Origin of the sequence: Flavimarina sp. Hel_I_48 (assembly GCF_000733945.1) — a bacterium.
Lineage (GTDB): Bacteria > Bacteroidota > Bacteroidia > Flavobacteriales > Flavobacteriaceae > Leeuwenhoekiella.
On record NZ_JPOL01000002.1, the window covers coordinates 2,714,907 to 2,739,130 of the forward strand.

The window sequence follows — 24,224 nt, forward strand, 5'->3', positions numbered from 1 at the left end:
TATAGTAGCACTTAAAGTAATGAAATCAATTTAAGGTCTATTTTTTATAGAAATACATTAAAGTCTTAATTTACACAGTAATAAGTCTTTGGTGATAGGGATAAAGAATATTTTAACTTTTAACGTGATGAAAGATTCTACTGCTAGCGTAATATCGCATTAAAAAGTAGTGGTAAAGGTATTCAAACAAACAAAGCGATACCATAAAATACGAAATGGTATTTTTCTCTCCGGGATTTCGGTTTTTGCGCAACTTTATCTCTTTCAACCGCTTTTGCCCGCACTGTGCAGTGCCTTTAATGTAACTGTAGCCATGAGCAGTTTAGTAATTTCTGCAGGAACGGTAGGAATGGCCGTTGGACTTTTTATTCTCGCGTTTCGGGCTGATGCTATCGAACGGAAAAAATTAATGGTATTTTCACTACTTATATCCGCTTTTTTAACCGTTTTTTCGGCATTTTCCCCCAGTTTTCTCATTTTAGTGCTACTTTGTTTTTTTAAGGGGATGGTGCTTTCTGGGGTTTCTGCAGTAGCTTTGGCCTATCTTTCCGAAGAAATACGTCCGGCTATTCTTGGAGTGGCAATAAGTATTTATCTTAGCGGAAACACCTTGGGAGGTATGCTGGGCCGGGTAAGCGCTGGTCTTATGGAAGGTTGGCTGGGGTGGCGTTTAACTACGATGATAATAGGAATATTCACTCTTTTTCTGGGAATTATATTCACAAAATACCTTCCAAAATCGGCTAATTTTGAGCCAAAAAAAGCCGTTTTTAGCCAGAAATTGGCACTAATGGGCTCTTTTTTAAAACAACCCGTATTACTGTCTTTATTTTTAATTGCCATGTTAAGTATGGGCACTTTTATAAGTGTTTATAACTACCTGGACTTCCATCTGGCCGAGCCCCCGTTCTCCCTCCCGCATTATGTGATCGCGCTTATTTTTATAATGTATTTGGCGGGTATTGCTGGTTCTCTGATGACCGGAAAATGGTCTGATCGGAAAAATCTGACGTGGGTACTGCAGATGGTATTGCTCCTATTTTTACTTGGACTAGCGGGATTATTTTCCCAGCACTTGTGGTTGCTCATTTTAGGTTTAGGTATACTTACATTTGGCTTTTTTGGCACTCATACCATGGCCAGCCGTCTCGTTTCAACATACGCCCCAGAAGGCAAAAGTTCTGCAGTAAGCTTATATTGGTTATTTTATTATATTGGTTCAAGTGTTTTGGGTAGTTTAACGGGAATGATAATCAGTGCTTCGAACTGGTACGTATTTGTGATTGTATTGATGATCTTGATTGCCATAGCTTTTTTGTTTGCTTTTAGCATAAAAAAGAATTTAACTAGCATTAGTTGAACACTGCTTGAAAGAATAACTATTTTTTTAATTTAAATAAAACCATATGGCTTCAAAAACTTCCATTTTTAGTCTATTAATTGTCTTTTTAATGTCATTTTCAGCTCTTTTTGGCCAAAAAACGTCAATAACCGTTCGGGCTCAGGCAAAAGATGCTAAATTTATAGGTACTTCCATAGGTGGTGCACAGATTATGATTAAAAATGCGCACAGCGGAGAGATTTTAGCCGAAGGTTTTACAAGCGGAAGTACCGGTGATACAGAAAAAATACTTAAAAGTCCGTACAAAAGAAACGAGCGGATCACTGATGAAACTACGGCAGGATTTACGGCAGTGCTTGATCTGGATAAGCCTGTTTTTGTTACCGTTGAAGCCTATGCACCTGTGCTTAAAAAACAAGCTGCAGTGCTAAGTTCTACACAATTGTGGCTCATTCCCGGGAAAAATATTGACGGTGAAGGCCTAATTCTACAAATTCCCGGTTTTGTCGTAGATATTTTGAGTCCGCAGACGCATGAAGGACTTTCGGCTGACAATGAAATAGAAATCAAAGCAAACGTGGTCATGATGTGCGGTTGCCCTACATCCCCAGATGGAACCTGGGATTCCAATCAATACGAGGTCAGCGCGCTGATAACAAACGAAGCCGGTAAAACTAAAGAAGTCCCCTTAAAATTTGCCGACAAAACCAGTACGTTTGCTGCGTCAACTTCTTTAGAAAAAGGCTATTATCAACTTAGCGTTTACGCTTATGATCCCATTACAGGAAACACAGGACTTGACCAAACCGCGTTTATAGTGAATTAAATATTTGCTTTTTAGCGAAACGTTATTTTTGTTGCGAAAGGTAGGTTACCAGCGATGAAAATTCTTCAAAAGAAAGCGAATTTGCCAGGCCGGTGGGCATCATGGAATTTGGCATTTCCTCACGTTCTGCAATATCTTTAGTAGCAATTTTGGTCACTTTTCCGGAGATATCGCGAAGTTCAAGTTCCTCGGCAGAAGCGGCAGTGATAAAACCCATAAAACTTTTGCCATCATTTGTCCTGATCAAATTAGTCGCAAAACCTTGAGAGATCGATGCGTTTGGTTTTAAAATAGATTCAGCGATCTGCACACGGTTCATAATAGAACCTATTTGTCCCATAAATGGGCCTTTGAGATTTTCCCCTTTAGCAATACTGTGGCAGGCGATACAGCCCTGTTGATTGAAAAGAGCTTTGCCTAGTTTGGGATCGCCGTCATATTCATCTAAGGCGCGTATCACATCTTCAATAGAAGCTTCGCCTACCTGCCCTTCTTTATTTTGTATGGCTTCAAGGTCAATATTATCCTCTTCCAGGACATTTTCGGCAACCTGGGATTGGGGTTGGTCAAAGGCGTCAATATCCAATCTCAGGGTTTTATTTAAGCTGCTGAAAAAGGCATTATCGCCAACGGTATTATTTCTTTGAGCATCCAGAAGCAGATTTTTGATTTTTTCCGAAGATTCCCAGGTTGTCGCGTTGTAATACGGGCCGTGCGTATCAGGGCGTGTTCCCCACCACGAACTTCCATCAAAATCAGTTTCCTTTGTATACAAACGCGCCAAGGTGGACAGGATGTTCGTTTTCAATTCCCTGTCATCAGCTTTTTGATACGCCGAAATAAGTCCGTCTACCGCAGTTGGATTATGCATATAACGAAGCGCCCAGAGTGCCATTTTTGTATTTTTGGTTCCGATAGCTTCAATACATGCCTGCATTGCATTCATCTTGATAAGGTTTTGTACGGCAAGATGCGCAGGAATAATGGCGGAATTTGGCGTGGCATGTGCACCTTCTATTTCATCAAGTTCAAAATCAATCGATTCAGGCACCGGAATATCCAATAAATATTTTGCGGTTTCTGGTTTATCAATTCGGCCCAGACCAACAATCGCAGCCACTTTTACCCGATCTGAAGGATCGTTGAGCGCATCTATAAAAAGTTGGGTATCTACATTTTGAAGACAGGTTTTACGGTCAGTAAGTGCACGAAGGGCAAATTCACGCAAGGCATCCTGTTCTGCTAGTTTTTCAAGATTTTGAATGGCATCACTGCAGGAAGCTTGTGCGTACGTATAGATACCGGCAACGCGAACTTTAAGCGATAATTGCTCGTTTTGAGCAATTTTTAGGGCAATTGGGGCAATTTTTTCTTTTGAACGGGAAAGCATTTCCTGCTGGGCGACCAATCGGCTAACCGCATTCTCAGATTTTAAGAGCGGGACAAGACTGTCAAAACCAAGTTTTTGAACATCAGGAAAAGCCTCGTATTTCCAGTCTTTAGGAACGGCACGTATCACAAAACCCTTAGTGTCACTTCCCGTATAACCCGCACCGTCCCATGCAGCAAGGTACATGCGGCCAGAACCATCCACATCAAGATCTGTAATCTGCGCCAGGTTTATGAATTCTATTTCTTTCTGGGTAAAACTGGCCCCATCTATGGTTACAGGATGCAGAAAAAGTTCGCTGCGGCCCCAGTCTGCCATCATGGGTATGTGATTAAATTGTGCTGGCCAGCGGTTATCATCCATAAAATAACTTCCCGTGCCCGATCCACCGCCCAGATCAGCAAGTGCAGGTATGATTTCATCAGTGAAATTTTTGAACAGTTTGGGATAGCCGTATTCGCCAGTTTGCAAATGATGCAGAAAACGGATGTTCCATCCGCCGCCGTCATTGGTGTTTCCACGCGTAAAAATGTTCATGAAGGGATCAATCGCCACATCATAAATATTACGCGTTCCGTGGGAATAAATTTCCATTTCAGTGCCATCAGGCCGTACCCGCACGATCCCGCCGCCCAGCATGGTGAGCTGGGTGCCGTCTTGATCTGTAGCGTTGTAAAATCCAAAATCGCCAACGGCAATGTAAATCCAGCCATCTATCCCCATACGGATGCCGTTAGTAGCGTGGTCAGTACCCTGTTTCTTTAGGGTTTCAGGATTGCTGATGTTTTTAATAAGTGGCTGGGAAGCGCCATCTGCGATTCCATCTTTATTTTTATCTTCAAATTTCACAAGATCCATTCCGCTGGCCTGGCCGGTTTCTTTGGAAAATGTGGTATGTAAAACATAAAGGAAATCACCGATGGACAAAATGCCACGAGGATTGTCAACCTGAGCAAATACCGTATGGGTATCGGCTTTGCCGTCATTATTTGTATCAATAAGCTTGATAATACTACCTTTTTCGGGCTCTTTTCCCAAAGAACCGATCTTATCTACACCTACAAAAACCTCACCGGTCGCGGAGGTTGCGAGGCATGCCGGACTAGGAATTAGATCTGGCCCGGCCAGGGTGTCAATTTGTAATTCAGCTGTTTCCTGAGTTTTTGTATTTGTACTGTCTATTGTAGTCTCTGGAATGTTATAAAAAGCGGTAAGTTCTTTAATGTCAATCTTAGGCTTTTGAGTTGTGTCGCTTTCACAACTTATAGTAGCGGCTATAATACCTAGAAGTAAGAAGTAATTTTTAAAGGTTGTGGTCATTATCAGGACAAATTAATTTTGAGGAGTGGTTTGATCTTCAGCTAAAACTTGGTCAACAATAGTCTGCAATTTTTCAGTATCGTTTTTGTACGGTTCTAAATCCACGATCTCCACTTTACGGAACTCTGTTGGCGCACTCTCGCTTTGTAGGGAAATAGTTCCACCTGTAAGCAATTTTCCGGTTTTTTCCCCATTAACCGGATCTAGTTGCGGGTTCTCATATGCCAGCACTTCTTCCCCGTTTACATAATGTTTTATAATAGAATCTCCCAGCGCTAGTACTTCAACCCGTACCCACTGGTCGCCATCAAAAGTTTTTGAAGAAGAAGTAACACAATGGGTGGTGACTATTTCTCCATTTCTTACATATTGTGTACCAGGCGTACATAGGTTTGCGGTAGATCGCTCGCCCTTACCGGTGCCCCCCAGCAGTTGCACTTCTATAGAATTAGGAAAATCCTGGTCTATGGCCATAGATTCTGGTGTTTGCCCGTGAATCATGATCCCATTGTTACGAATTGCCCAGCCTTCCCCATCACCTGGCTGCTCACCTATAAAACGATATTCTACTGCCAGTAAATAATAAGAATAAGGGTCCTTATAAAAGATATGCCCATAACGTTTTTTAAATGCATCATCGTACTGATCGTAGTTGATCTGGAGCTTCCCATCAACCACCCGAAACGTATTGCCAAAATTCTCTCCTATGGGGAACTCCCTGATCTTAATATCCCAGTCACTGAGATCTTTACCGTTAAAAAGCTGTTTCCATTGAGGATTGTCTGACGTGCAGCTTATCAAAAGTAAAGCTGCCATGAGAAGAACAACCGGTGTCATCAAAAACTTTTTTTTCATTCTTTTATAATTTTCGTTTAGCGGAAAGCTTGTAATAAGCGTGTTAATTTAAGAATCTATATTTAATCCCTGATCTATCATTAACCTCCTATTTTCTTGGATGTTCTAAATTTAGCACTTGCATATTGTTTTTATGCGCAATAGTTAGATCGAAGTGTGAAAGCCTAAAAAATAAAAGGAGAATTACCGGGATCATGAGGAAGGTTTTATCTTATTACCTGCAGTTTAAACATACGTTAAGAGGTGAATTCCTTCTTTTAATTTCAGATTACTAAAAACTTTGGGCACGGTAGAAGGAAGCCTTAAAAAAAAATTGGTTGCTAATTTCTTAATATAAACCTGTAGAATGAAAAGGTGGTACCTTTATCTTTTCAAGATATTTTTAATATACCATTCATGGCATTTAATTTTAATACCGAATATCCATCTATAGAATCCCTGCGTGAAAAAGCTAAAAAACGTATGCCGCAATTCGCATTTGAATATCTGGATGGTGGATGCAATGAAAATATCAATATTAAACGTAATACTGATGAAATCAGGGAAATACAATTAAAACCAAGATATCTTAAAAATTATCGAAAATCGAGTCTCGAGACGGAGTTGTTCGGTGTAAAATACAGTATGCCCGTAGGTATTTCCCCTGTGGGACTACAGGGCCTGATGTGGCCCAATTCGCCTGAAATATTGGCAAAAGCAGCTTTTGAACAAAATATTCCGTTTGTTTTGAGTACGGTTTCCACCAGCAGTATTGAGCGCATTAGTGAACTTACGGAAGGTAAGGCCTGGTTTCAGCTATACCATCCTACCGAAGACTGGCTTCGGGATGATATTTTAAAACGTGCTGAAGCAGCTCAATGTCCGGTTCTGGTTATTCTTGCAGATGTTCCCACCTTTGGCTATCGCCCAAAAGAGATAAGAAATGGACTGGCCATGCCACCGCAGATCAACCTGCGCAACGTGATGCAGGTATTTGGAAAACCTACCTGGGCTCTGGAAACCCTAAAATATGGACCGCCTAATTTTGCCACCATGGAAAAATATATGGAATCCGGTATGAGCATCAAGCAGTTGGGAAAATGGATGGATGCCACGTTTTCTGGACGATTGAATGAAGAAAAGATAAAACCATTGCGTGACCTTTGGAAAGGCAAACTTGTATTAAAAGGTGTGGTTTCTGATGAAGATACAGAAGAAGCCATCCGCCTGGGCTTTGATGGGATTATTGTTTCAAACCACGGCGGCAGGCAACTGGATGCTGGCGAATCTACCATTAAGCCGCTTAAAACCATCGCCGAAAAATACGGCGACCAGATTACGGTAATGATGGATAGTGGTTTGCGTTCTGGTCCAGATATTGCGCGCGCTCTGAGCTGCGGGGCAAAATTTACCTTTATGGGACGTTCCTTTATGTATGGCGTGGGTGCACTGGGCGAAAAAGGCGGCAATCATACCATAGAAATGATCAAGACGCAACTGCAGCAGGTCATGGAGCAGGTTTGCTGCGAGAATGTCTATGATCTGCCCAAATACCTTGTAAAATAAGCGGTATTTAACTCAAAAAACAGATCCATTATCAGCGCTCTTCAACCGGGCTCATAAAAAAAAGCCGTTTCACATTTGTGAAACGGCTTTACCACTATAAAAACCAATCAATAAAAACTTTATTTATTTCCATCCTCCGCCAAGATCCTTGTACATGGCTACGCGTGCATGTAGTTGCTCTTTTCGGGTTTCCACGAGTTCCATTTGAGATTCCAGTGCATCACGCTGAGTAAGAAGCACCTCCATATAATCAGCTCTGGCAGATCTAAAAAGACTGTTGATAATATTAATGGATTCTGTGAGCGCAGCGACTTGTTTTTCCTTGAGCGCATAGCTTTGCTTGAGGTTTTCAATGTTAGATAATTGATTGACCACTTCCATATATGCATTGAGAATCGTCTTTTCATAATCAAAAACGGTCTGGAGTTGGCGGGCGTTCGCGTTCGCATATTCCGCTTTAATTGCATTTCTGTTTATGAGCGGAGCGACCACATCGCCCATCACCGAATACAAAAGGGACTCTGGTGTGGAGGTAAGGAACCTGGGCTTAAAAGCTTCCAGTCCCACCCCGGCATGAAGGGCCAGGGAAGGATAGAAATTAGCTTTTGCCGCTTTAGTGTCCAGTTTTGCCGCTGCCAACTCATACTCTACCCGGCGTATATCGGGCCGGTTTTGTAGGAGTTGGGAAGGTACACCGGTATAAAGCGTATCCATTTGACGCGAGATGAAATTTTCTGCATTACGCGCGATGGTATGCGGCGCCCTACCTATAAGAAAATTGATCTTATTCTCCGTTTCTGTAATATCCTGTTGAACCGCGTACATCTCACTTTGGTTTTTAAAAACCTCTGCTTCCAGACGCCGCACTCCAAGTTCTGTGGCACGAGCTGCCTGTTTTTGCAGGCGTACGATTTTTAACGCGTTGCCCTGCAGTTTTAAATTCTGCTGAATAATTTCCAATTTATTATCCAGCGCAAGCAGTTCATAATAAGAATCGGCTATTTCGGCAATAAGGTTGGTCACCATAAAGTGGTTTCCCTCTACCGAAGACAGATATTCCATCACAGCTGCTTTTTTAGAATTGCGCAGCTTTTTCCAAATATCCAGTTCCCAGGAGGCAAACAGTCCAGCCCTAAAATTTGGCAAAGGTTCCGGGAATTCTACGCCCTCTTTAATATCTGTGTTCGCATCGTTCGCGCCCTGGCTGGTGTAGCGTCCCACCTTTTCAAGTTCTGCACCTGCCTGAAGGTTTACAAAAGGAAGATATTCCCCTTTTCTCGCCTGGATCTCGTTGCGCGCCATGGTTACCTGTTGCATGGTGATATTAAGCTCCTGGTTGTTGACCAGGGCGGTATCAATAAGTGCGTGCAGGTTTGCATCTGAGAAAAAATCCTTCCAGTTCAGGGTGGCAGAATTTGTGGAATCCTCCACATTCCTGTTCTGAAAATGCTCCGGCAAAGAAGCATTGGCATCCCTGATCTTACTGGTGGGCACACAGCTGTACATCAGCAAGGCCAGAAGGATACTGAGCGACCACGATCTATGTGTCATAAATACTCTACTTATTCTATTTTTCATCGCTTTCTCCTTTCTTTAGTTTTTTCAGTCTTTTTTTCATTTTGCGCAGTTTTTCCCTTAGGCTACTTTTATTTTCATATTCGCGCATAAATTGTTCTGAGATTGGTTCTACATCCTCGTCCCTGATAAGGTTTTTGCCTTCAGACATTGTTGCAAAGATGAAATAGAGTCCCGGTATGATAATGACGCCAAACAAGGTCCCTATGAGCATACCACCCAGGGCAGAACCTCCTATGGTCCTGTTGCCTATCGCACCGGCACCGCTGGCAATCACCAGTGGGATCAAGCCCGCAATAAAAGCAAAAGAAGTCATTAAAATAGGCCTAAAGCGCAGTTTTGCACCTTCAATCGCCGCATTAAGTATGGTGGCACCCTCCCTATTTTTTTGCACGGCAACCTCTACGATAAGAACGGCATTTTTACCCAGTAGTCCCACCAGCATTATCACCCCAATCTGGGCATAAACATCATTGGAAAGTCCCATTAATTTCAACAGTAAAAAGGAACCAAAAACACCCACCGGGAGCGATAAGATTACCGCAAGCGGAAGAAGGAAACTCTCGTATTGCGCGGCAAGTACGAAATACACGAAAACGAGCACGATACCAAAAACATATAGCGCGTCATTACCACGGTTCGCCTCGTCATAAGACAATCCTTCCCAGGCGATATCATAGCCGGGGGGAAGTTTTTCCGCCGCAACTTCTTTAATTGCTTCAATGGCATCTGCACTGGTAAATCCAGTTGCAGGTAGCCCTCGTATCGCGGCAGAATTATAAAGGTTGTACCTGGTAATTTCGTTAGGGCCCAGGGTTTTTTCCATTTTCATGAAAGAAGAGTAAGGTACCATCTCGCCTTCTTCATTTTTCACATAAAGTTTCATGACATCAGAGGGTAGTCCGCGATATTCTGGGCCTGCCTGGGTATACACTTTGAAGAAACGACCAAATTTTATAAAGCCCTGTTCATATGTACTACCTATTAGAATATTGAGGTTTTCCATCGCTTTACCTATGGAAACACCCTTTTGCATGGCCGCTTTATTGTTGATACTCAACTTATATTGAGGATAGTTTGCCGCAAAGAAGGTAAATACACCTGTCAATTCTGGACGCTTATTAAGTTCATCAAGAAACTCGTTGTTTATACGTTCAAATTCATGGTAATCCGTTTCATTGTTCTTATCAAGCAAACGCATGGAAAAACCACCAGAAGAACCAAAGCCAGGTACAGCGGGCGGCTCAAAATATTCTATTATGGCACCCAGGTCTTTTGTCTTTTCCTCTAGTTCTTCCATGATCTCTTGCACGCCGTGTTCCCGGTCTGACCATGATTTTAAGTTGATAAGACAGGTACCGGCGTTAGAACCACGACCTTCGGTCATGATCTCGTAACCGGCAAGGGAAGAAACAGATTCCACACCATCCACATCTTCTGCGATCTTCTGAAGTTTTTTGGCAACTTCATTTGTACGTTCTAGTGTAGCACCAGGGGGGGTCTGTATGATCGCGTAGATCATTCCCTGATCTTCACTGGGAATAAAACCTGCCGGAAGCACCTGGCTAGTCATAAAGATACCCGCACAAAATGCAATCAAAATACCAAAGGTGATAAGCCTTCGGTTGACAATTCGCGTCAAAAATGTGGTATAACGGCCTGTTAATCGTTCAAAACCACCATTAAACCAGTCAATAAACCGGTTTATTGGAGTCCTTTTCCGTGGTTTTCCATGGGTATTTTTTAATAACATGGCGCATAAAACCGGAGTAAGGGTTAATGCGACTACTGCGGAAATTACGATAGAACCCGCCATGGTAATTGAGAACTGACGGTAAAATACCCCCACCGGACCAGACATGAACGAAATAGGGATAAACACAGAAACCATGACCAGCGTGATCGCAATGATCGCACCTCCTATTTCACTTAGGACTTCAGAAGAAGCCTTATAGGGAGAAAGGTTTTTCTCTTCCATTTTTACGTGCACAGCCTCAACTACCACAATGGCGTTGTCAACCACGATACCAATGGCAAGCACGAGCGCAAAAAGTGTAATAAGGTTAATGGATAGCCCAAAGAGCTGCATTACAAAGAATGCGCCTATCAGGGAAACGGGTACGGCAATAATGGGGATGAGCGTTGAGCGCCAATCGCCTAAAAACAAAAATACCACGATCGCCACCAGGATAAAAGCATCCCGAAGCGTGTGCAGTACCTGCTCAATGGACGCGTCCAAAAAGTTTGATACGTCGTAACTGATCTTATAAGCCACACCTGGAGGTAGGTTTGCTTTCAGTTCTTCAAGTTTTGTTTTAACATCCTTTATAACATCGCTACCATTACTGCCAAAGGTCTGTTTGAGCACAATGGATGCCGAAGGTTTTCCGTCAAGGTTGGAGTAAATATCAAAGAATTCACTACCCAGTTCAACATCTGCCACATCACCCAGAGTAACATTTTCGCCCTCTTCGGTGGCTTTTAAAATGATGTCTTTATACTGTTGTGGCTCATCATACCTATCCTGATAAGTAAGAACATATTCTAGAGATTGTGCCTTTATTCCAGAACTTTGACCAATTCTCCCGGGCCTGGCCAGGATACTTTGCTCTTCCATTGATTTAAGGACTTCTTCAGCAGAGATACTGTAGGCACGCATACGGTCTGGCTTGAGCCAAACGCGCATGGCAAATTTACGGCTACCCAGAATCTGGGCGCTTGCAATACCATCAATTCGCTGAATTTCTGGAACTATGCGGGTGTAAGCATAGTTATATAGAAATTTCTCATCATTATTGCCATTTTTGCTGTAAAGGTTTACGTACATCAACATACTGGGCTGTACGGGCGTTATGATAACCCCTTCACGCTGCACAAGATCTGGCAGAAGTGGCATGACCTGGTCAACACGGGTTTTCACTTGTACTACCGCATCATTGGGATCTGTGCCCGGTTCAAAAATTATACGGAGGGTACCCTCACCGGCACTGGTTGCATCTGATGCGATGTAGCGCATACCCTGAACACCGTTTATAGCGGTCTCCAGGGGAATTAATGTTGATTTTACAAGCACATCTGCACTGGCACCGGGATAGGCGATAAATATGTTTACCGTGGTGGGAGCAATCTGTGGGAACTGTGATATGGGTAATTGTTTGATCGCCAGTAATCCTATAAAAACAATGATTACCGAGATTACAATGGCCAGTACTGGCCTATGGATAAATTTTTTAAACATGGTGTTTTAAAATTTTGGGATTTCTACTCTGCGTAGATTTCGAGGTTAGCAAGTACCTCTGTGGGTGCGACCTTGTTTACCTTAACTTTTTCATTGTCTTTTACCAGACGAATGCCTTCCAGGAGGACCTGATCGTTTTCGGTGAGGCCTTCTACGGCAAAAAGGTGCGGTATTTCTGCAGTTACCTTAATTTCTTTCTGATGTAGTACGCCCTCTTTGTCCACTACGAACACAAAGCGTTTATCAAGCACTTCAAAAGTGGTTTTCTGCGGTATAAGAAGCGCATGGTCCAACTTGGTATTCATAAGTATATTTCCGGTTTCCCCGTGTCTGAGGATACCTTTTGGATTTGGGAATACGGCCCTGAAAGCGATATTCCCGGTGGTATTGTTGAATTCACCTTCAATGGTTTCTACCACGCCATCTTCATTGAATTGCTGATTGTTAGCCAGAAGCAGGTTTACTTTCTGGTGTTCATTTTTATCAACGTTCATCATGTAATCAAGATATTCTGCTTCGGGAACGTTAAAATAAACCCACATACTGCTATTGTCTGAAAGCTTGGTGAGTATCTCCCCTTCGTCCAGAAGGCTTCCTTCCCGAACTTCCAGATGGTCAATTATCCCATCAAAAGGGGCGTTTATTTGTGTAAAGCCCAAATGTGTCTGTGCGAGGGAAATTTCGGCCTTGGCCCTGTCATATTCAGCTTTTGCCACGGCAAGTTCGTTAGGGGAAACCACACTGCTGTCTACCAGTAACTTTGTGTTCTGATATTCTATTCGCGCAGATTCGCCTTCGGCTTTTGCCTTTAGCAGTTCAGCTTCATAAACATTAGGCATGATCTTAAACATTTGCTGCCCTTTCTTTACGTGTTCACCTTCATCTACGGCGATTTTTTGCAGGTAGCCTTTTTCAAGTGCGCGCAGTTCAATATGATGTATGGAGTGAATCTGGCAAACGTATTCTTTAGTGTAAGAGGTGTCTTTCAATACCGGATTAGTGACCTGAAAGGTGCGTTCCTCTTTTTTTTCTTTTTTTTCTGAATTACAGCCGACGGTACATAGCGCGGCCAAAAGACCAATAAGTATTGGGATCTTTCTCATAAATAAATGAATTAGGATAATGGGAAAATATAATTAGGTGGGTGGCCATCAAAGAGATGAATGGCCAAAATAAGCTAAGGGGACGCTACTTTGAGAAAGTGGCGTACACTGATATTTAAAAAAAGAAGGGTATTCTAAATCCGGAAATCTTCAAAACGAATGTAGCGTTTACATTCTTGAAGTGCTGGCGTATGATACGCCATAAAACTGTCCTCGGTTTTTGATGCATGTTCCACTTTTATAAGCTGGAACACTGCAATGATAACATCCTGAAAAAAATGAGGTTTTGGACTGTCATTTTCTGAATCCTGATCAAGATTTTCAGATTCTGTTTCCTCTATTAAAATCTGACCCACGCGTGTGTCATAATTAGAAGAAACCGGGGAGAAATGAGCAGAAGAAAGAGTGGTATAGCGTGCCTGGGAACAGGCATCGCGCAACGAATCAATCGTTTCCCAAGAAGTGGCATTTGCCTGAAAAAGCAAAAAACCGCTTAAGAGAATAAAGACCGTGCTCGTTAAAAAATTTCTAAAAGATTTTCTCATTTGCGGCAACAAATTTATTCTGCTTGCATGTCATTAGCAAATTTTTAGACTCTAATTTTAGTCAAAAAGGAATATCTTTTTAATAATTCGTTGACTAGAACGATATAGCTGTTTAACGAATGCGTCTGGCTTTTTGAGAAATTGATTTAAAAGAAGTTTATGAATTTTCCTGGATAAATATCTATATATAATTCTGAAAATATCCCTTATAGGCTTAAAAACCTGACATTTGAGGCTATTTTTTGTTTAAAAAGAAGGTTTTATAGATGTTATTCAAATCCGTCTTTAGCTATTAAATAGTATCTTCAGGAACATCTTTTATTCCATCATACCAGAGGTTGGTCAAAATGAGCTCCAGTAAGTTTTTCATTTTGCCGCAAGACCACATTCTCTATATTTTTAGATTGAAAACTTGCTGACCTTTATATAGAATACTGTTCACGCTAATACTAATGTCCTCAATGAGATACTTAAGGTGAAGCCTGTAAATTTGTATTGTCCTTTCCTGATTTTTAGAAATTATAATGCTTTTTCCAGTTTGCGCTGTGCCTTTTGTTTAAGGTATTTTTCAATACTTATAAATTTTAATTCGCGTTCGTTGTGTTCTTTTTAATTTGAACCTGTAGTTTTTGTTAAAAGCTTTTATATAAAATGCATCGAATTTAAGCATAGCTTGCCAATTTTCTCAGATTTTAATAATACGCGTTATTTTTTGTGACATCCGGGCTTATTGCCTTACTTTTGGCCTTTATTAACAATTTTTTAAGGGATGTATGAACGAGTGGAATTTAATTTTTTCCAGCTTCTGGATTGCCTTAGAAATGAATTCTACTCCATGCTTTTTGCACCAGGCGCATTAAGAAGTATTTAAAATGTTAGCGTTTTTCGGACTTACTGATTGTTTTCGACCATTTAACTATCCATGTACCTAGAGTAGAATACTATTTACCAAACCAAATTTATGTTCAAAACTACATTGAATAAGGGGATTTTTATACCGAGTATGGTATTTATCCTTCTTGTTTCGATTACCTCGGTAATTTATCCACAAGCCGCAGATGAAATCCTGAATATCATCAAAAGATTCATATTTATCAACCTCAACTGGGTCTATATATGGGCTGTTACCTTTTTTGTGATCTTTTTGATTTTTCTTTTGTTCAGTAAATATGGCGATATCAGATTGGGGAATAATGATAGCAGGCCAGAACATTCTTTTTTCTCCTGGATGTCCATGCTTTTTGCGGCCGGGATGGGAATTGGGCTTATGTACTTTGGCGTAGCCGAATCCATTCAGCATTATTCATCAGAGGTTTTTGGTATGGAGCATTATGTAAACAAGGCAAAGAACGCACAGCTCTACACTTTTTTTCATTGGGGTATACATGCCTGGGCAATTTACGCCGTAGTGGGATTATCGCTTTCTTATTTTGCTTACCGCCTCAAACTTCCGTTATCGTTACGTAGTTGTTTCTATCCTCTGTTGAAAGATAAGATAAAAGGTAAATGGGGCAATGTAATTGATGTTTTTGCACTTTGCAGTACCTTTTTTGGGATTACCACCACTTTAGGCTTTGGTGTGGTGCAAATAAATTCGGGCCTGCAGTTTCTCAACATCGTGCCTGATACCAGTTTCACCTATCAAATTATAATTGTGGGCGTTTTAGTCTCGCTTGCGATTTTATCAGCACTTACGGGAGTTGACAAAGGGATAAAAATATTGAGTAACATCAATGTGATCCTGGTATTGAGCCTGCTGCTTTTTGTACTTATTTTAGGTCCTACCGTATTTTTGATAGGAAGTTTTACTGAGGGAATAGGGAATTATATAAACAATTTCTTCAACCTCACCTTTGGCACCCACGTGTATGATCAGGAAACCCTGCCCTGGTTTTATGACTGGACCATACTTTACTGGGCATGGTGGATCTCCTGGTCTCCATACGTAGGTCTATTTATCGCAAAAATTTCTAAGGGAAGGACAATCAGGGAATTTATCGTAGCGGTACTTTTGATCCCTACTATTTTCAATTTTATATGGATGACCGTATTTGGCAATAGCGCGATATGGTTTGATATCAATGTAGCTGGCGGTGCCCTTAGTAGTCTGGCCAGCAATCCAGATGCGCTGATGTTTAGGTTTCTGGAATATTTGCCGCTTTCCAGTATAGCGAGTTTTATGACCATAATCATTGTTATCATATTCTTTGTGACTTCGGCAGATTCTGGTATTTTTGTTATGAACAATATAGCTACTAAAAATGCCGTAAGGTCCCCTAAATGGCAAACTACCTTATGGGGTTCACTCCTGGCCATTTTATCTTTGTTACTTCTTAATGCCGGGGGGCTCAAAGCCTTGCAAAGCATGACATTGATCACCGCGCTGCCTTTCTCTGTGATCATGATTTTATTTACCGTGAGCCTGATCAAGGCACTCAGCATTGATCAATCCTATTATGATCGTAATTTCTCAAAAACCACTATCCCATGGTCTGGCAGGTTATGGAAAGACAGGCTAAGGCAAATTGTCGAGACTAAAGACAGCAAATCCGTTAATGTGTTTATAGATACCGTTGTTAAAAGTGCATTCACGGATTTACAGGCAGAATTTGCCAAAAATGGGGTTACCGCTACCATCAATTATTTTGAAGATGATTCAAAAATTGAAATTGAAATAAAATATGATATGGTCAATGACTTTATCTACGGGGTAGCCAGTACTTCTAAGATAGCTTCTAATTATCTCGTTGATGAAAATAATTTCCCGAAGATTAAAGAGCGGGGCATCTACTTTCCGAAAGCGTATTTTGGAGATACACGGGAGGGATACGATATCCAATACTTTACCAAGACCGAATTGATATCTGATGTTTTAAAGCATTACGATAGGTTCTTGGATATTATATCTGAAGAACGCAATGAAATGTTCATAAGCAGTGATTCTAATGGTATAGTTCCTTAAATATTTCAACAGTAGTAATTGATCTTTTGAAGAAAATACCGAAACCTAATTACTTAAAAACTCAAATTCGTGCGATAGTTGATTGATTTTAAGACGTATACATATCATTTTTACGTTTTTTTATTCCTTTCAGGATGACTTTACCGCAAAGCCCTTTTTAGTGATATTTTTTAGTGTTTAAAATAGTTTGGTTTTTTTGCCGCATCAATTGCTCTCAACTTTTCGACACGTTGAATTTTTATTATCAATGCAAAATGTGCCCTATATAATTAAACTAAACTCTTGTAGTAGAGAGACGATCTTATGAGCAAGTTTTTACCCTATTGCATATTTTTTCTATCTACCTGTTGTGTATGCACAATTGAAGCGCAAGAAAAAGAAGATAAAGATGAATCTATTTTTGAGTTTGGCGGAGCCCTTCGTTTCAACTATAATCTGTCTAGCTGGAAAGACCAGCAAAAAGAACGCGGTGGTGATTTTGGTTACGATATGTTTAGGGTAGGCGCCAAGGGTTCTTACAAGGGCATAGCCTTAAATGTAGAATATAGATTGTATTCAGATAGTTTTGGCGGTGGTTTTTTGAAGCAGGGATGGTTCGGGTATAAATTCAATGCGCATGATGAATTAAGGGTGGGTTTGACGCAGGTGCCTTTCGGCATACAGGAATATAATTCCCATAATTTCTTTTTCAACCTTGGGTATTATGTAGGTCTGGAAGATGACTATGATATGGGGATAAAATTTTTGCATGAAACCCATAGGATTATCTACCAGATCGGCTTTTTCAAAAATGCGGAAGAACTGAATTTTGGTAATACTACGGAAGTTTCCGCTTCAAGATATTCGTATGATATCGCTGGCAGAAATAAAGAGATCAATCAATTAAATGGCAAATTCATCTATAAAATGGGGGGAGGAGAGATCGCATCAGTTGGGAACCTCCTTACAGTATGGGGGAATTTATAACCTTGATACTGAAGAAAGGGGAAATCATTCTGCCGTGGCCATTCATTATGAATACACAAAAAACTTATGGAATGTAAAAGCGCAGGCAGCGGTTGTAAAGCATAATCCCATGGTGCCTGATTCGGTAAATGATAATACAATTGCCATGGCTGCCTATGGAGCCGCGTACAGCGTTGCCTCAGATTTCAAGTTATATACACTGGGCATCAGCAGAAAACTGGAAGTAAATCTGGGTCCGGTGTCCCAACTGGAATTCTATAACGACTTCGGTTTCATGGATAAGGATAATGCGGCTTTTACTGATTCCTATTCAAATATCACCGGCGTACTGGTTACAGCAGGTCACATTTACACATATATTGATTATGCTACGGGATACAACCACTCCTGGTTGGGCGGTAATTTTGTAAATGACTTTGCGGAAGGTAATCCTGATGCAAAATGGGAAGCACGGTTCAATATAAACATTGGATATTATTTTTAAGGTCCTGTCCTATCGGAAGTAAATAAGCCATAAAATATACTATCCCAAAGAATTGAATAATCATAACTGCCCGAATGTATTGGTAGAGTAATCATCATTATGAAAACACCTTCAAAAAGACCATGGCCTACTAAAGATGCTATGATTCAGGTCTATAAAAACAAGCTGTGGGGTAGTGATAATACAGATTTTTATTCTGGGGAGGGATCGCATGATCCAGAAACAGTACAAGGTTATATAGCGGCTATTGCTACCTTTTTTAAAATATTGAAAAACAGGCCAGTGGTGTGTGATTTGGGTTGTGGTGATTTTAATGTTGGGAAGGAGTTGGTGCAGTATACTGAAGCCTACAAAGCAGTGGATATTGTACCTGAGTTGATTTCATATAACACCAGGACTTTCCAGAGACAGAATCTGACTTTTGACACCTTGGATATAGCCAAAGATGAATTGCCTACTGGCGACTGTGTACTCCTGCGACAGGTACTGCAACACCTCTCAAATAATGAAATAAAGGATATCGTAGAAAAATTATACGCGTTTAAATATGTGATCCTTACCGAACACCTGCCAGATGAGGACTACGAACCAAATAAAGACATTATCTCAGGACAAGGCATCCGCCTTAAAAAGCAAAGTGGCGTTGACCTACTACTGGCTCCTTTTAACCTCAGGGTAAAGGAAGCGAAACAGTTACTGGTAACTCCGGCTCCTGGGGGTAAAGGACATTTAGTGACGACAGTGTTTACAATGTTGTAATATTTACCTACTTCAATACTCAAAATAATTTTTGAACAAACTCCAAACTTGTTTTGCATCAATCGGATTTATAGAATATAAATAAATTTGTAAATCATTGATTTCAAACGTAATAAGGGCAAAAAAGTCCACCAGATATCTGATAGGCCTCTTTTCTCCCAATCCATAATTACTTTATGGCTATTTATAGAGTCGGGTAGAAGAATACATATTTCATATTCTCAATGTTTTTAAGACTTTGCTGATAGGAATATCTGTAAACATCTAATTAGTGCCTGGTTAGCAAAGTTCAATGACATCTAGATTTCTGATACCATTTGCAATGAAATATAGTAAATGGATTCAAATCCTGGCATCTTCCAATTTGATCATATTGTTGATCGAATGCATCATTTTGTTCTTTTGTATATGGGTTTTAGTGGAGTTTTATTTTAAAGTCATTAATGCTGGTAACATCTACCATTACTGGAAGCAGTCATACGCTTGCATCTTAGTCACTTTTTTGTTTTTCCGGAACACTGTACAGATTGAGATTTTTTGGGAGCGTTAGCTTTTAAAGTCAAAATTGTATCATTCGTGGAGTTGATACTGTTAACTGTATTAGGTTTGCAAACTTTACAGGCTTCATAGCCACTCTCTAACGCTTTTTCTAAAGTGGTCTCAATCTTGGATTCTTTTAGATAGCGGCATGAGGAAGTATGATATTTTTCTCCAGTTTGGGTGATATATACTTGTTGTACTTGTGACTGACACCTTAATCCTACGACTAGGAATAAGGTGATAAATATAAATTTTAAACCTTTGGCCGACATCCTTAAGCAATTATTATTGAAATAAATGTAATTATTCTTGCAATATAAATCCTTCTATTATTTTTTCCATATTTGAAGGGATCAAAGCATTTTTTATTTCGTAGTTCTTAATGCCCATTTCATCAAACCAATCGCTCCAATATTTATAAATCACATCCTCCTCATAAGGATTTTTAACATCTGGATTGATGCCCAATATCAAAACTTCTAATTTATCCAGATTTTTATTGGCCGGAATAAAGCCATAGTTTTTTTCTTCTATTTTTTCTTTCCATTTATTTGAATTAAGTCCATTTTGTCTAATGGTTTGGGGTGTAAGATAAGATGTTAAGTTTTCTTCTTTTAATAGTGCGTTTTTATGATATATATAGCCATCTGTCAAAATCACTAATATATTACGATGATTTTCTGCAATACAGAAATCAGTTATCTTGCTTTTAAAAAACCTCCAGATATCAGAACCGATATAAGCATCATCAGTAATTGCCGATTCATAGATCAATCTCGGAACACTATCATATTTTTCGGAGATTGATATTATCTTTTCTTTCGTCGCATTTTCTCTTGAAAAAGTAAGTTTCAGGGAATTTAGTTTTTTATTCAATTCCTTATCAGCAGGTTCTGGATCAATGTAAAGTTGAATCTTATCGTTTATTTTCAGGGTTCGCTTATTCCTCAGATGAATTTCAAATGAATTGGCTACAGTATTAATGTAACCCAGATCTCTTTCATAGAATTCCATTGCTGCATCTGGAAATTTATCAGGATTGATACGGTCTGATAGGTCTAGCAATAAGCTAATATTTAAATCCGGCCTTTCTCCAGATAGTTTTCTTACTGCCTCGATTTTAGAAGTTGGACTTTCAAGAACTCTGGGCTCTTCTTTACATGCTTGAAAAAATGGCAGTAAAGCAATGATATAGTAGTATGTTTTCCGCATTAGTTTACCAGTTTATAGAGGCGACCTTCATAATCCTCGTTATCAATATTATACTTTTCCAGATGCAACTGCTGTTGTTCTTCGCAGCTTTTATAAAGTTCATCCCTTCTCTTTAAGCCATCAAAATTATCTGATATTGCTAAAAACCATCCTTTTACATATTCGGCATGATACGTTAAATAGTGTTTGTTTGAAAAAACAAAGCCATCAATTGTGCGCTGTAGATCAAGTATTTTACCTTCTATGCCTGATAACTCCTCTTTAATAGGAGGTAGTTTTTCTTTTATTTTTAAAAGCTCTACTTCCCCATTTTTAATTTCTTCTTTTTTGGATCGAATAAAAGATTTAATAAGGTCAAAATTTTCGTACTCTTTCATAATAAAGTCAAATACTAATCCCCAAATAATGTAAACTATGAAACCGGCAAAAATAATCCCCCAAAATTCAACAGACGAAAAGGCAATGGATAGATTAAATGGCGGAGAATCTGGTGTTTTATAAAAGTCATATAGCTTTTGTTCAATCAGGTACGCCAGAATAGCGTCAAAAATGAATGTTATCGCAAAAAGGAGAAGAATTTTGAAATAGGTGAAAAAGTTTTTCTTTTTTTGGAACATATGGATTAGATAACCGAGTCCCATAAATGCAAACGGAATAGTGGCCACAAATACCCCTTCAAGCCATCCATCAGCAATGGCTTTTGAAAATGCCTCGGCATCAAAAATCGCCTCTCCAAGCTTATCTGAATTGAAATTTTTGAAAAATGCAGAATAGGATGCGGAAATATAAAATACTAATAGGTAGAGCGTTATGGGTAATAAGACAAACAATCCTATATAAAACTGGGCTTTTGGCCGTTTGTCCACTTCCAAACCGTATACTTCCGGTTTCCTTCTTACATCAACCATATCCTGCTTGAATGTCCTTATTTTTTCCTCTACTGAGGCAATGCTTTCTTCGAGAATGCTCAAAGCGGTCTTTCGTTTTTTTAATTCGGTTTCCTGTCTCCCTTTTTCATCCAAATAAGGAGCTTTGAGCACGTTTTGGAGTTTTTCATTTTCCCGGCATTTGCCTTTATAATCCATATAGACTTCTTCAAGGCAGGTTCTAAAAACCCTGTGATTTCCCTCAGCCTGTTTTGATGAACCGTAACCACTTTCAAAAAAAGTAAGTTTTACTTTTTGAACATCCTCAACTTCTGGTGTTTTTTCAGAAACAGGCTCTTGCTTTTTGATGGTAAAAATATTTTTTAAAGTACTCATATCATTCCTGCATTAAGTTTATTAACTGGTCTTTTGGCAAATTGGATTTCGCATTTTCAAGAAGAAAATCAGTCAGCTTATTAATATTGTCCTTTAGAAATCCAAATTTTAAACAGTACTTTTTAAGTGTTGAAAGTTCATCGGGTTCTACCTTATTATCGGCCCAGATCATAATCGCTAAGTCATATAAATAGGAGATTTTTTCTTCAACGGAATCGGGAACCGTAGTTTCGTGAGAAGGATTGAGCAGAATAGCATCAAGTTCTTGTTTCGTGACACCCCGCTCTTCTGCAAAGTGATAGAGCATTTTCATCTCTAATACGTCAAAATCATCGTCTGAGAACGCCATTTGATAAAGGCGTAAAAAATGGCTTTTAAGTTCAGTTGAAATCATGTGGTTGATTGATTAAGTGAGTAGTGTGATTATTTTAATCGCACCTATGAAAGCTATTGTCAAAAATAGTACGCTTGAACAGCCAAGTTTGGATTTCTTTACCTTTTTGGTTTTCTTTGAAGTATAGTGACCTTGAACGTACGTTCCATCTTTCCGATAATAACCTTTTTTATATCCCATATTTAAAAGAAAATTAGTAGGGTGGAACCAATAGCGGTAGTAAATATTAATAGTATTGATAGACAACCATTTTTTGAACTATTAAACAAGGATTTTCTATAGGAGACACCTGGAATTCCAGAACGAACTGTAAATCCCTTTTTATTAATAGATCCTTTTTTTGATCGATAACTTGGTCTAATGCCTGATTTACTTACATTCAGTCCAAAGCCTTTGCCCAAGTTTATTCGTTTTTGAAACCCGAAACCCATATTTTAATTTTCTTGCGACATATAATATTCCGCTGTATTCAGTAATTCTATATCATAATTATAGATGTCATCAACACAGGTTATAGGTTCACGTTTCTCTATTTTATTCTCATCAAATAGGCCTATATATTTAATTCCTGTATTAAAATGAAGTCTGCAAATGGGTTTCCTGTTATTATCATCAAGCAAGACGCCAAAATAAGATTGAGTATCTCGGTGCGCAATTCGGTTTATGTCCAGTTTCTTCCTTAAAATAGCCACGATGATTCTATACGCTTCCAGTTCTTCTTCTGTAGTTATTATTTTACTTTCTGGTATTGGCTCTTCTTCGTTTGTCATATGCTGCTCTTCAGATTCTTTACTCAAGGCAGAATTTAAGCGATCATTGATCCTTTCACTAATTGTTTGGTTAAAGGCTTTTTGTACAAGCCCAGTAAACTCCTGGATTACTTTTTCGGTTAGTCTACCTTCGTAAACCTTCCCTGTAAATAGCCTAACAAGATCGTAAGAAGGCGCGCCTAATTCTTCAACAATACATTTCTTTATTTCTTTGGTATATTTTAAAGAACTGGCATTGCTAACAATAGTATCTACATCAAAACTCGATTTCTGAAATTTTGAGATTTCATGAACTTCGCTATCTTTTAGTTTAGTGATATCAAATTCCAGAAATGGCCTTTCGTCCATTTTGTTGGAGTTTTCCAGATCTGTATAAAACCGGTACTCTATTCCATTTGTCAATAGGGAAAACCTTGTCTTGGTGGTGTGAAAGTATCTAAATAGCTGCGAATTATGGTTGGTAAGGCTTTCTTTCCAGTTTTTACACTCTATGATCAATATGGGGATTCCATTTTGAAATATGGCATAATCAACTTTTTCGCCTTTTTTGAGGCCAATATCTGCCGTGAATTCAGGTACAACCTCAGTGGGATTAAAAGTATCGTAGCCTAAAATATTGATAAAGGGCAGCACAAAGGCATGTTTGGTAGATTCCTCGGTGCCGATTTTATCCTTTAGGTCTGCAATCTTATCGGCTAGCGCTTTCAGTTGACTTTTTAGTTCCATGATCAATTGTTTTTTCAATAACAAACCTAAATCCATTAAAAGACAAACCCTTACGGTTTTCCGTAAGGGTTGAAAAATTTTAGAGTTTGCCTCTAAAAAAGAATATATTTAGATTTCTTTTCTTGAAAATTTACGAAGTATGGCATTCTACTGAACAGGTTTTACAACCGTTAGATTGTGGATAAGTTTTTTTCGCTTCTGCAACAGCAGTCTTACAATTGGAATGGAGATTTAAATCTTTTTTACTTGCTATTAACGATAGCCAATAACAGCCTTCTTTATGTACTTCATGATCGCCATTTTTTTGTGCACTTCTATTTACATAATACCTTGCCATAATTAATTTTTAAAAGTTAATAATACCCAAATCTAAAACCATTAAAAATCAAAACCTTACGGATTTCCGTAGT

Annotated in this window: 19 protein-coding genes; 7 read left to right on the top strand and 12 right to left on the bottom strand. The window is 39.4% G+C overall.

Translation table 11 applies throughout. The annotated features are described in order from the left end of the window. The first annotated feature begins 169 nt into the window (after positions 1-169). Positions 170-1,360, top strand: coding sequence for an MFS transporter (locus P162_RS11955; RefSeq protein ID WP_031427613.1), 1,191 nt, complete (start codon positions 170-172; stop codon positions 1,358-1,360). A gap of 46 nt (positions 1,361-1,406) precedes the next feature. Continuing rightward, positions 1,407-2,168, top strand: coding sequence for a hypothetical protein (locus P162_RS11960; RefSeq protein ID WP_031427615.1), 762 nt, complete (start codon positions 1,407-1,409; stop codon positions 2,166-2,168). A gap of 22 nt (positions 2,169-2,190) precedes the next feature. Here the strand turns inward: P162_RS11960 and P162_RS11965 are convergent, their stop codons facing one another. Both P162_RS11965 and P162_RS11970 read right to left on the bottom strand, forming a co-directional pair. Next, a complete protein-coding gene (locus P162_RS11965; RefSeq protein ID WP_035917033.1) occupies positions 2,191-4,878 on the bottom strand; it encodes a c-type cytochrome in 2,688 nt (895 codons plus the stop codon). 12 nt (positions 4,879-4,890) lie between these two features. Continuing rightward, positions 4,891-5,733 carry a DUF1080 domain-containing protein gene (locus P162_RS11970; RefSeq protein ID WP_031427618.1) on the bottom strand — a complete coding sequence of 281 codons (843 nt, stop codon included), beginning with the start codon at positions 5,731-5,733 and terminating at the stop codon, positions 4,891-4,893. A gap of 396 nt (positions 5,734-6,129) precedes the next feature. Between P162_RS11970 and P162_RS11975 the strand changes: the two genes are divergently transcribed. Next, on the top strand, positions 6,130-7,278 hold the full coding sequence (locus P162_RS11975; RefSeq protein ID WP_031427620.1) for an alpha-hydroxy acid oxidase: 1,149 nt from the start codon (positions 6,130-6,132) through the stop codon (positions 7,276-7,278). A gap of 123 nt (positions 7,279-7,401) precedes the next feature. On the opposite strand, the gene P162_RS11980 is transcribed toward P162_RS11975, so the two are convergent. The 4 genes from P162_RS11980 to P162_RS11995 form a co-directional block, all read right to left on the bottom strand. Continuing rightward, positions 7,402-8,829, bottom strand: a complete 1,428-nt coding sequence (locus P162_RS11980) for a TolC family protein (protein WP_241077764.1) — start codon at positions 8,827-8,829, stop codon at positions 7,402-7,404. Positions 8,830-8,845: 16 nt separating this feature from the next. Continuing rightward, positions 8,846-12,091, bottom strand: coding sequence for an efflux RND transporter permease subunit (locus P162_RS11985; RefSeq protein WP_031427623.1), 3,246 nt, complete (start codon positions 12,089-12,091; stop codon positions 8,846-8,848). 23 nt (positions 12,092-12,114) lie between these two features. Further along, on the bottom strand, positions 12,115-13,194 hold the full coding sequence (locus tag P162_RS11990; RefSeq protein ID WP_031427625.1) for an efflux RND transporter periplasmic adaptor subunit: 1,080 nt from the start codon (positions 13,192-13,194) through the stop codon (positions 12,115-12,117). A gap of 134 nt (positions 13,195-13,328) precedes the next feature. Beyond that, the gene (locus P162_RS11995) at positions 13,329-13,739 is read right to left on the bottom strand and encodes a hypothetical protein (protein ID WP_031427626.1); all 411 of its coding nucleotides are present in this window, start codon (positions 13,737-13,739) and stop codon (positions 13,329-13,331) included. A gap of 961 nt (positions 13,740-14,700) precedes the next feature. On the opposite strand from P162_RS11995, the gene P162_RS12000 reads away from it, so the two are divergent. The 4 genes from P162_RS12000 to P162_RS12010 all read left to right on the top strand — a co-directional run bounded on the left by P162_RS12000 (position 14,701) and on the right by P162_RS12010 (position 18,910). Continuing rightward, the gene (locus P162_RS12000; RefSeq protein WP_031427627.1) at positions 14,701-16,701 is read left to right on the top strand and encodes a BCCT family transporter; all 2,001 of its coding nucleotides are present in this window, start codon (positions 14,701-14,703) and stop codon (positions 16,699-16,701) included. Between the two features lie 303 nt (positions 16,702-17,004). Next, on the top strand, positions 17,005-17,667 hold the full coding sequence (locus tag P162_RS18010) for a hypothetical protein (protein ID WP_316931604.1): 663 nt from the start codon (positions 17,005-17,007) through the stop codon (positions 17,665-17,667). Next, positions 17,633-18,151 carry a hypothetical protein gene (locus P162_RS18015; protein ID WP_316931605.1) on the top strand — a complete coding sequence of 173 codons (519 nt, stop codon included), beginning with the start codon at positions 17,633-17,635 and terminating at the stop codon, positions 18,149-18,151. The genes P162_RS18010 and P162_RS18015 overlap by 35 nt, the downstream gene beginning before the upstream one ends. A 99-nt stretch (positions 18,152-18,250) precedes the next feature. Then, positions 18,251-18,910 carry a class I SAM-dependent methyltransferase gene (locus P162_RS12010; RefSeq protein WP_031427629.1) on the top strand — a complete coding sequence of 220 codons (660 nt, stop codon included), beginning with the start codon at positions 18,251-18,253 and terminating at the stop codon, positions 18,908-18,910. 843 nt (positions 18,911-19,753) lie between these two features. On the opposite strand, the gene P162_RS12020 is transcribed toward P162_RS12010, so the two are convergent. From P162_RS12020 to P162_RS12045, 6 genes are all read right to left on the bottom strand, one after another. Continuing rightward, the gene (locus P162_RS12020) at positions 19,754-20,662 is read right to left on the bottom strand and encodes a hypothetical protein (protein WP_031427632.1); all 909 of its coding nucleotides are present in this window, start codon (positions 20,660-20,662) and stop codon (positions 19,754-19,756) included. Continuing rightward, on the bottom strand, positions 20,662-21,924 hold the full coding sequence (locus tag P162_RS12025; protein ID WP_031427633.1) for an ECF transporter S component: 1,263 nt from the start codon (positions 21,922-21,924) through the stop codon (positions 20,662-20,664). Before P162_RS12025 ends, P162_RS12020 begins: the two co-directional genes overlap by 1 nt. Before the next feature lies 1 nt (position 21,925). Beyond that, a complete protein-coding gene (locus P162_RS12030; RefSeq protein ID WP_031427634.1) occupies positions 21,926-22,318 on the bottom strand; it encodes a hypothetical protein in 393 nt (130 codons plus the stop codon). Between the two features lie 182 nt (positions 22,319-22,500). Continuing rightward, a complete protein-coding gene (locus P162_RS18070; RefSeq protein WP_031427636.1) occupies positions 22,501-22,749 on the bottom strand; it encodes a DUF4236 domain-containing protein in 249 nt (82 codons plus the stop codon). 3 nt (positions 22,750-22,752) lie between these two features. Beyond that, the gene (locus P162_RS12040; protein ID WP_031427637.1) at positions 22,753-23,814 is read right to left on the bottom strand and encodes a type I restriction endonuclease; all 1,062 of its coding nucleotides are present in this window, start codon (positions 23,812-23,814) and stop codon (positions 22,753-22,755) included. Positions 23,815-23,944: 130 nt separating this feature from the next. Further along, on the bottom strand, positions 23,945-24,151 hold the full coding sequence (locus P162_RS12045; RefSeq protein WP_031427638.1) for a hypothetical protein: 207 nt from the start codon (positions 24,149-24,151) through the stop codon (positions 23,945-23,947). Between the last annotated feature and the right edge of the window lie 73 nt (positions 24,152-24,224).

Coding starts and splice junctions, on each gene's coding strand:
- P162_RS12030 (WP_031427634.1), bottom strand. CDS start 22,318: ATGATTTCAACTGAACTTAAAAGCCATTTTTTACGCCTTTATCAAATG.
- P162_RS11960 (WP_031427615.1), top strand. CDS start 1,407: ATGGCTTCAAAAACTTCCATTTTTAGTCTATTAATTGTCTTTTTAATG.
- P162_RS18010 (WP_316931604.1), top strand. CDS start 17,005: ATGAGCAAGTTTTTACCCTATTGCATATTTTTTCTATCTACCTGTTGT.
- P162_RS12025 (WP_031427633.1), bottom strand. CDS start 21,924: ATGAGTACTTTAAAAAATATTTTTACCATCAAAAAGCAAGAGCCTGTT.
- P162_RS12020 (WP_031427632.1), bottom strand. CDS start 20,662: ATGCGGAAAACATACTACTATATCATTGCTTTACTGCCATTTTTTCAA.
- P162_RS11990 (WP_031427625.1), bottom strand. CDS start 13,194: ATGAGAAAGATCCCAATACTTATTGGTCTTTTGGCCGCGCTATGTACC.
- P162_RS12040 (WP_031427637.1), bottom strand. CDS start 23,814: ATGGAACTAAAAAGTCAACTGAAAGCGCTAGCCGATAAGATTGCAGAC.
- P162_RS12045 (WP_031427638.1), bottom strand. CDS start 24,151: ATGGCAAGGTATTATGTAAATAGAAGTGCACAAAAAAATGGCGATCAT.
- P162_RS11980 (WP_241077764.1), bottom strand. CDS start 8,829: ATGACACATAGATCGTGGTCGCTCAGTATCCTTCTGGCCTTGCTGATG.
- P162_RS11975 (WP_031427620.1), top strand. CDS start 6,130: ATGGCATTTAATTTTAATACCGAATATCCATCTATAGAATCCCTGCGT.
- P162_RS12000 (WP_031427627.1), top strand. CDS start 14,701: ATGTTCAAAACTACATTGAATAAGGGGATTTTTATACCGAGTATGGTA.
- P162_RS11995 (WP_031427626.1), bottom strand. CDS start 13,739: ATGAGAAAATCTTTTAGAAATTTTTTAACGAGCACGGTCTTTATTCTC.
- P162_RS11970 (WP_031427618.1), bottom strand. CDS start 5,733: ATGAAAAAAAAGTTTTTGATGACACCGGTTGTTCTTCTCATGGCAGCT.
- P162_RS11985 (WP_031427623.1), bottom strand. CDS start 12,091: ATGTTTAAAAAATTTATCCATAGGCCAGTACTGGCCATTGTAATCTCG.
- P162_RS18070 (WP_031427636.1), bottom strand. CDS start 22,749: ATGGGTTTCGGGTTTCAAAAACGAATAAACTTGGGCAAAGGCTTTGGA.
- P162_RS12010 (WP_031427629.1), top strand. CDS start 18,251: ATGAAAACACCTTCAAAAAGACCATGGCCTACTAAAGATGCTATGATT.
- P162_RS11965 (WP_035917033.1), bottom strand. CDS start 4,878: ATGACCACAACCTTTAAAAATTACTTCTTACTTCTAGGTATTATAGCC.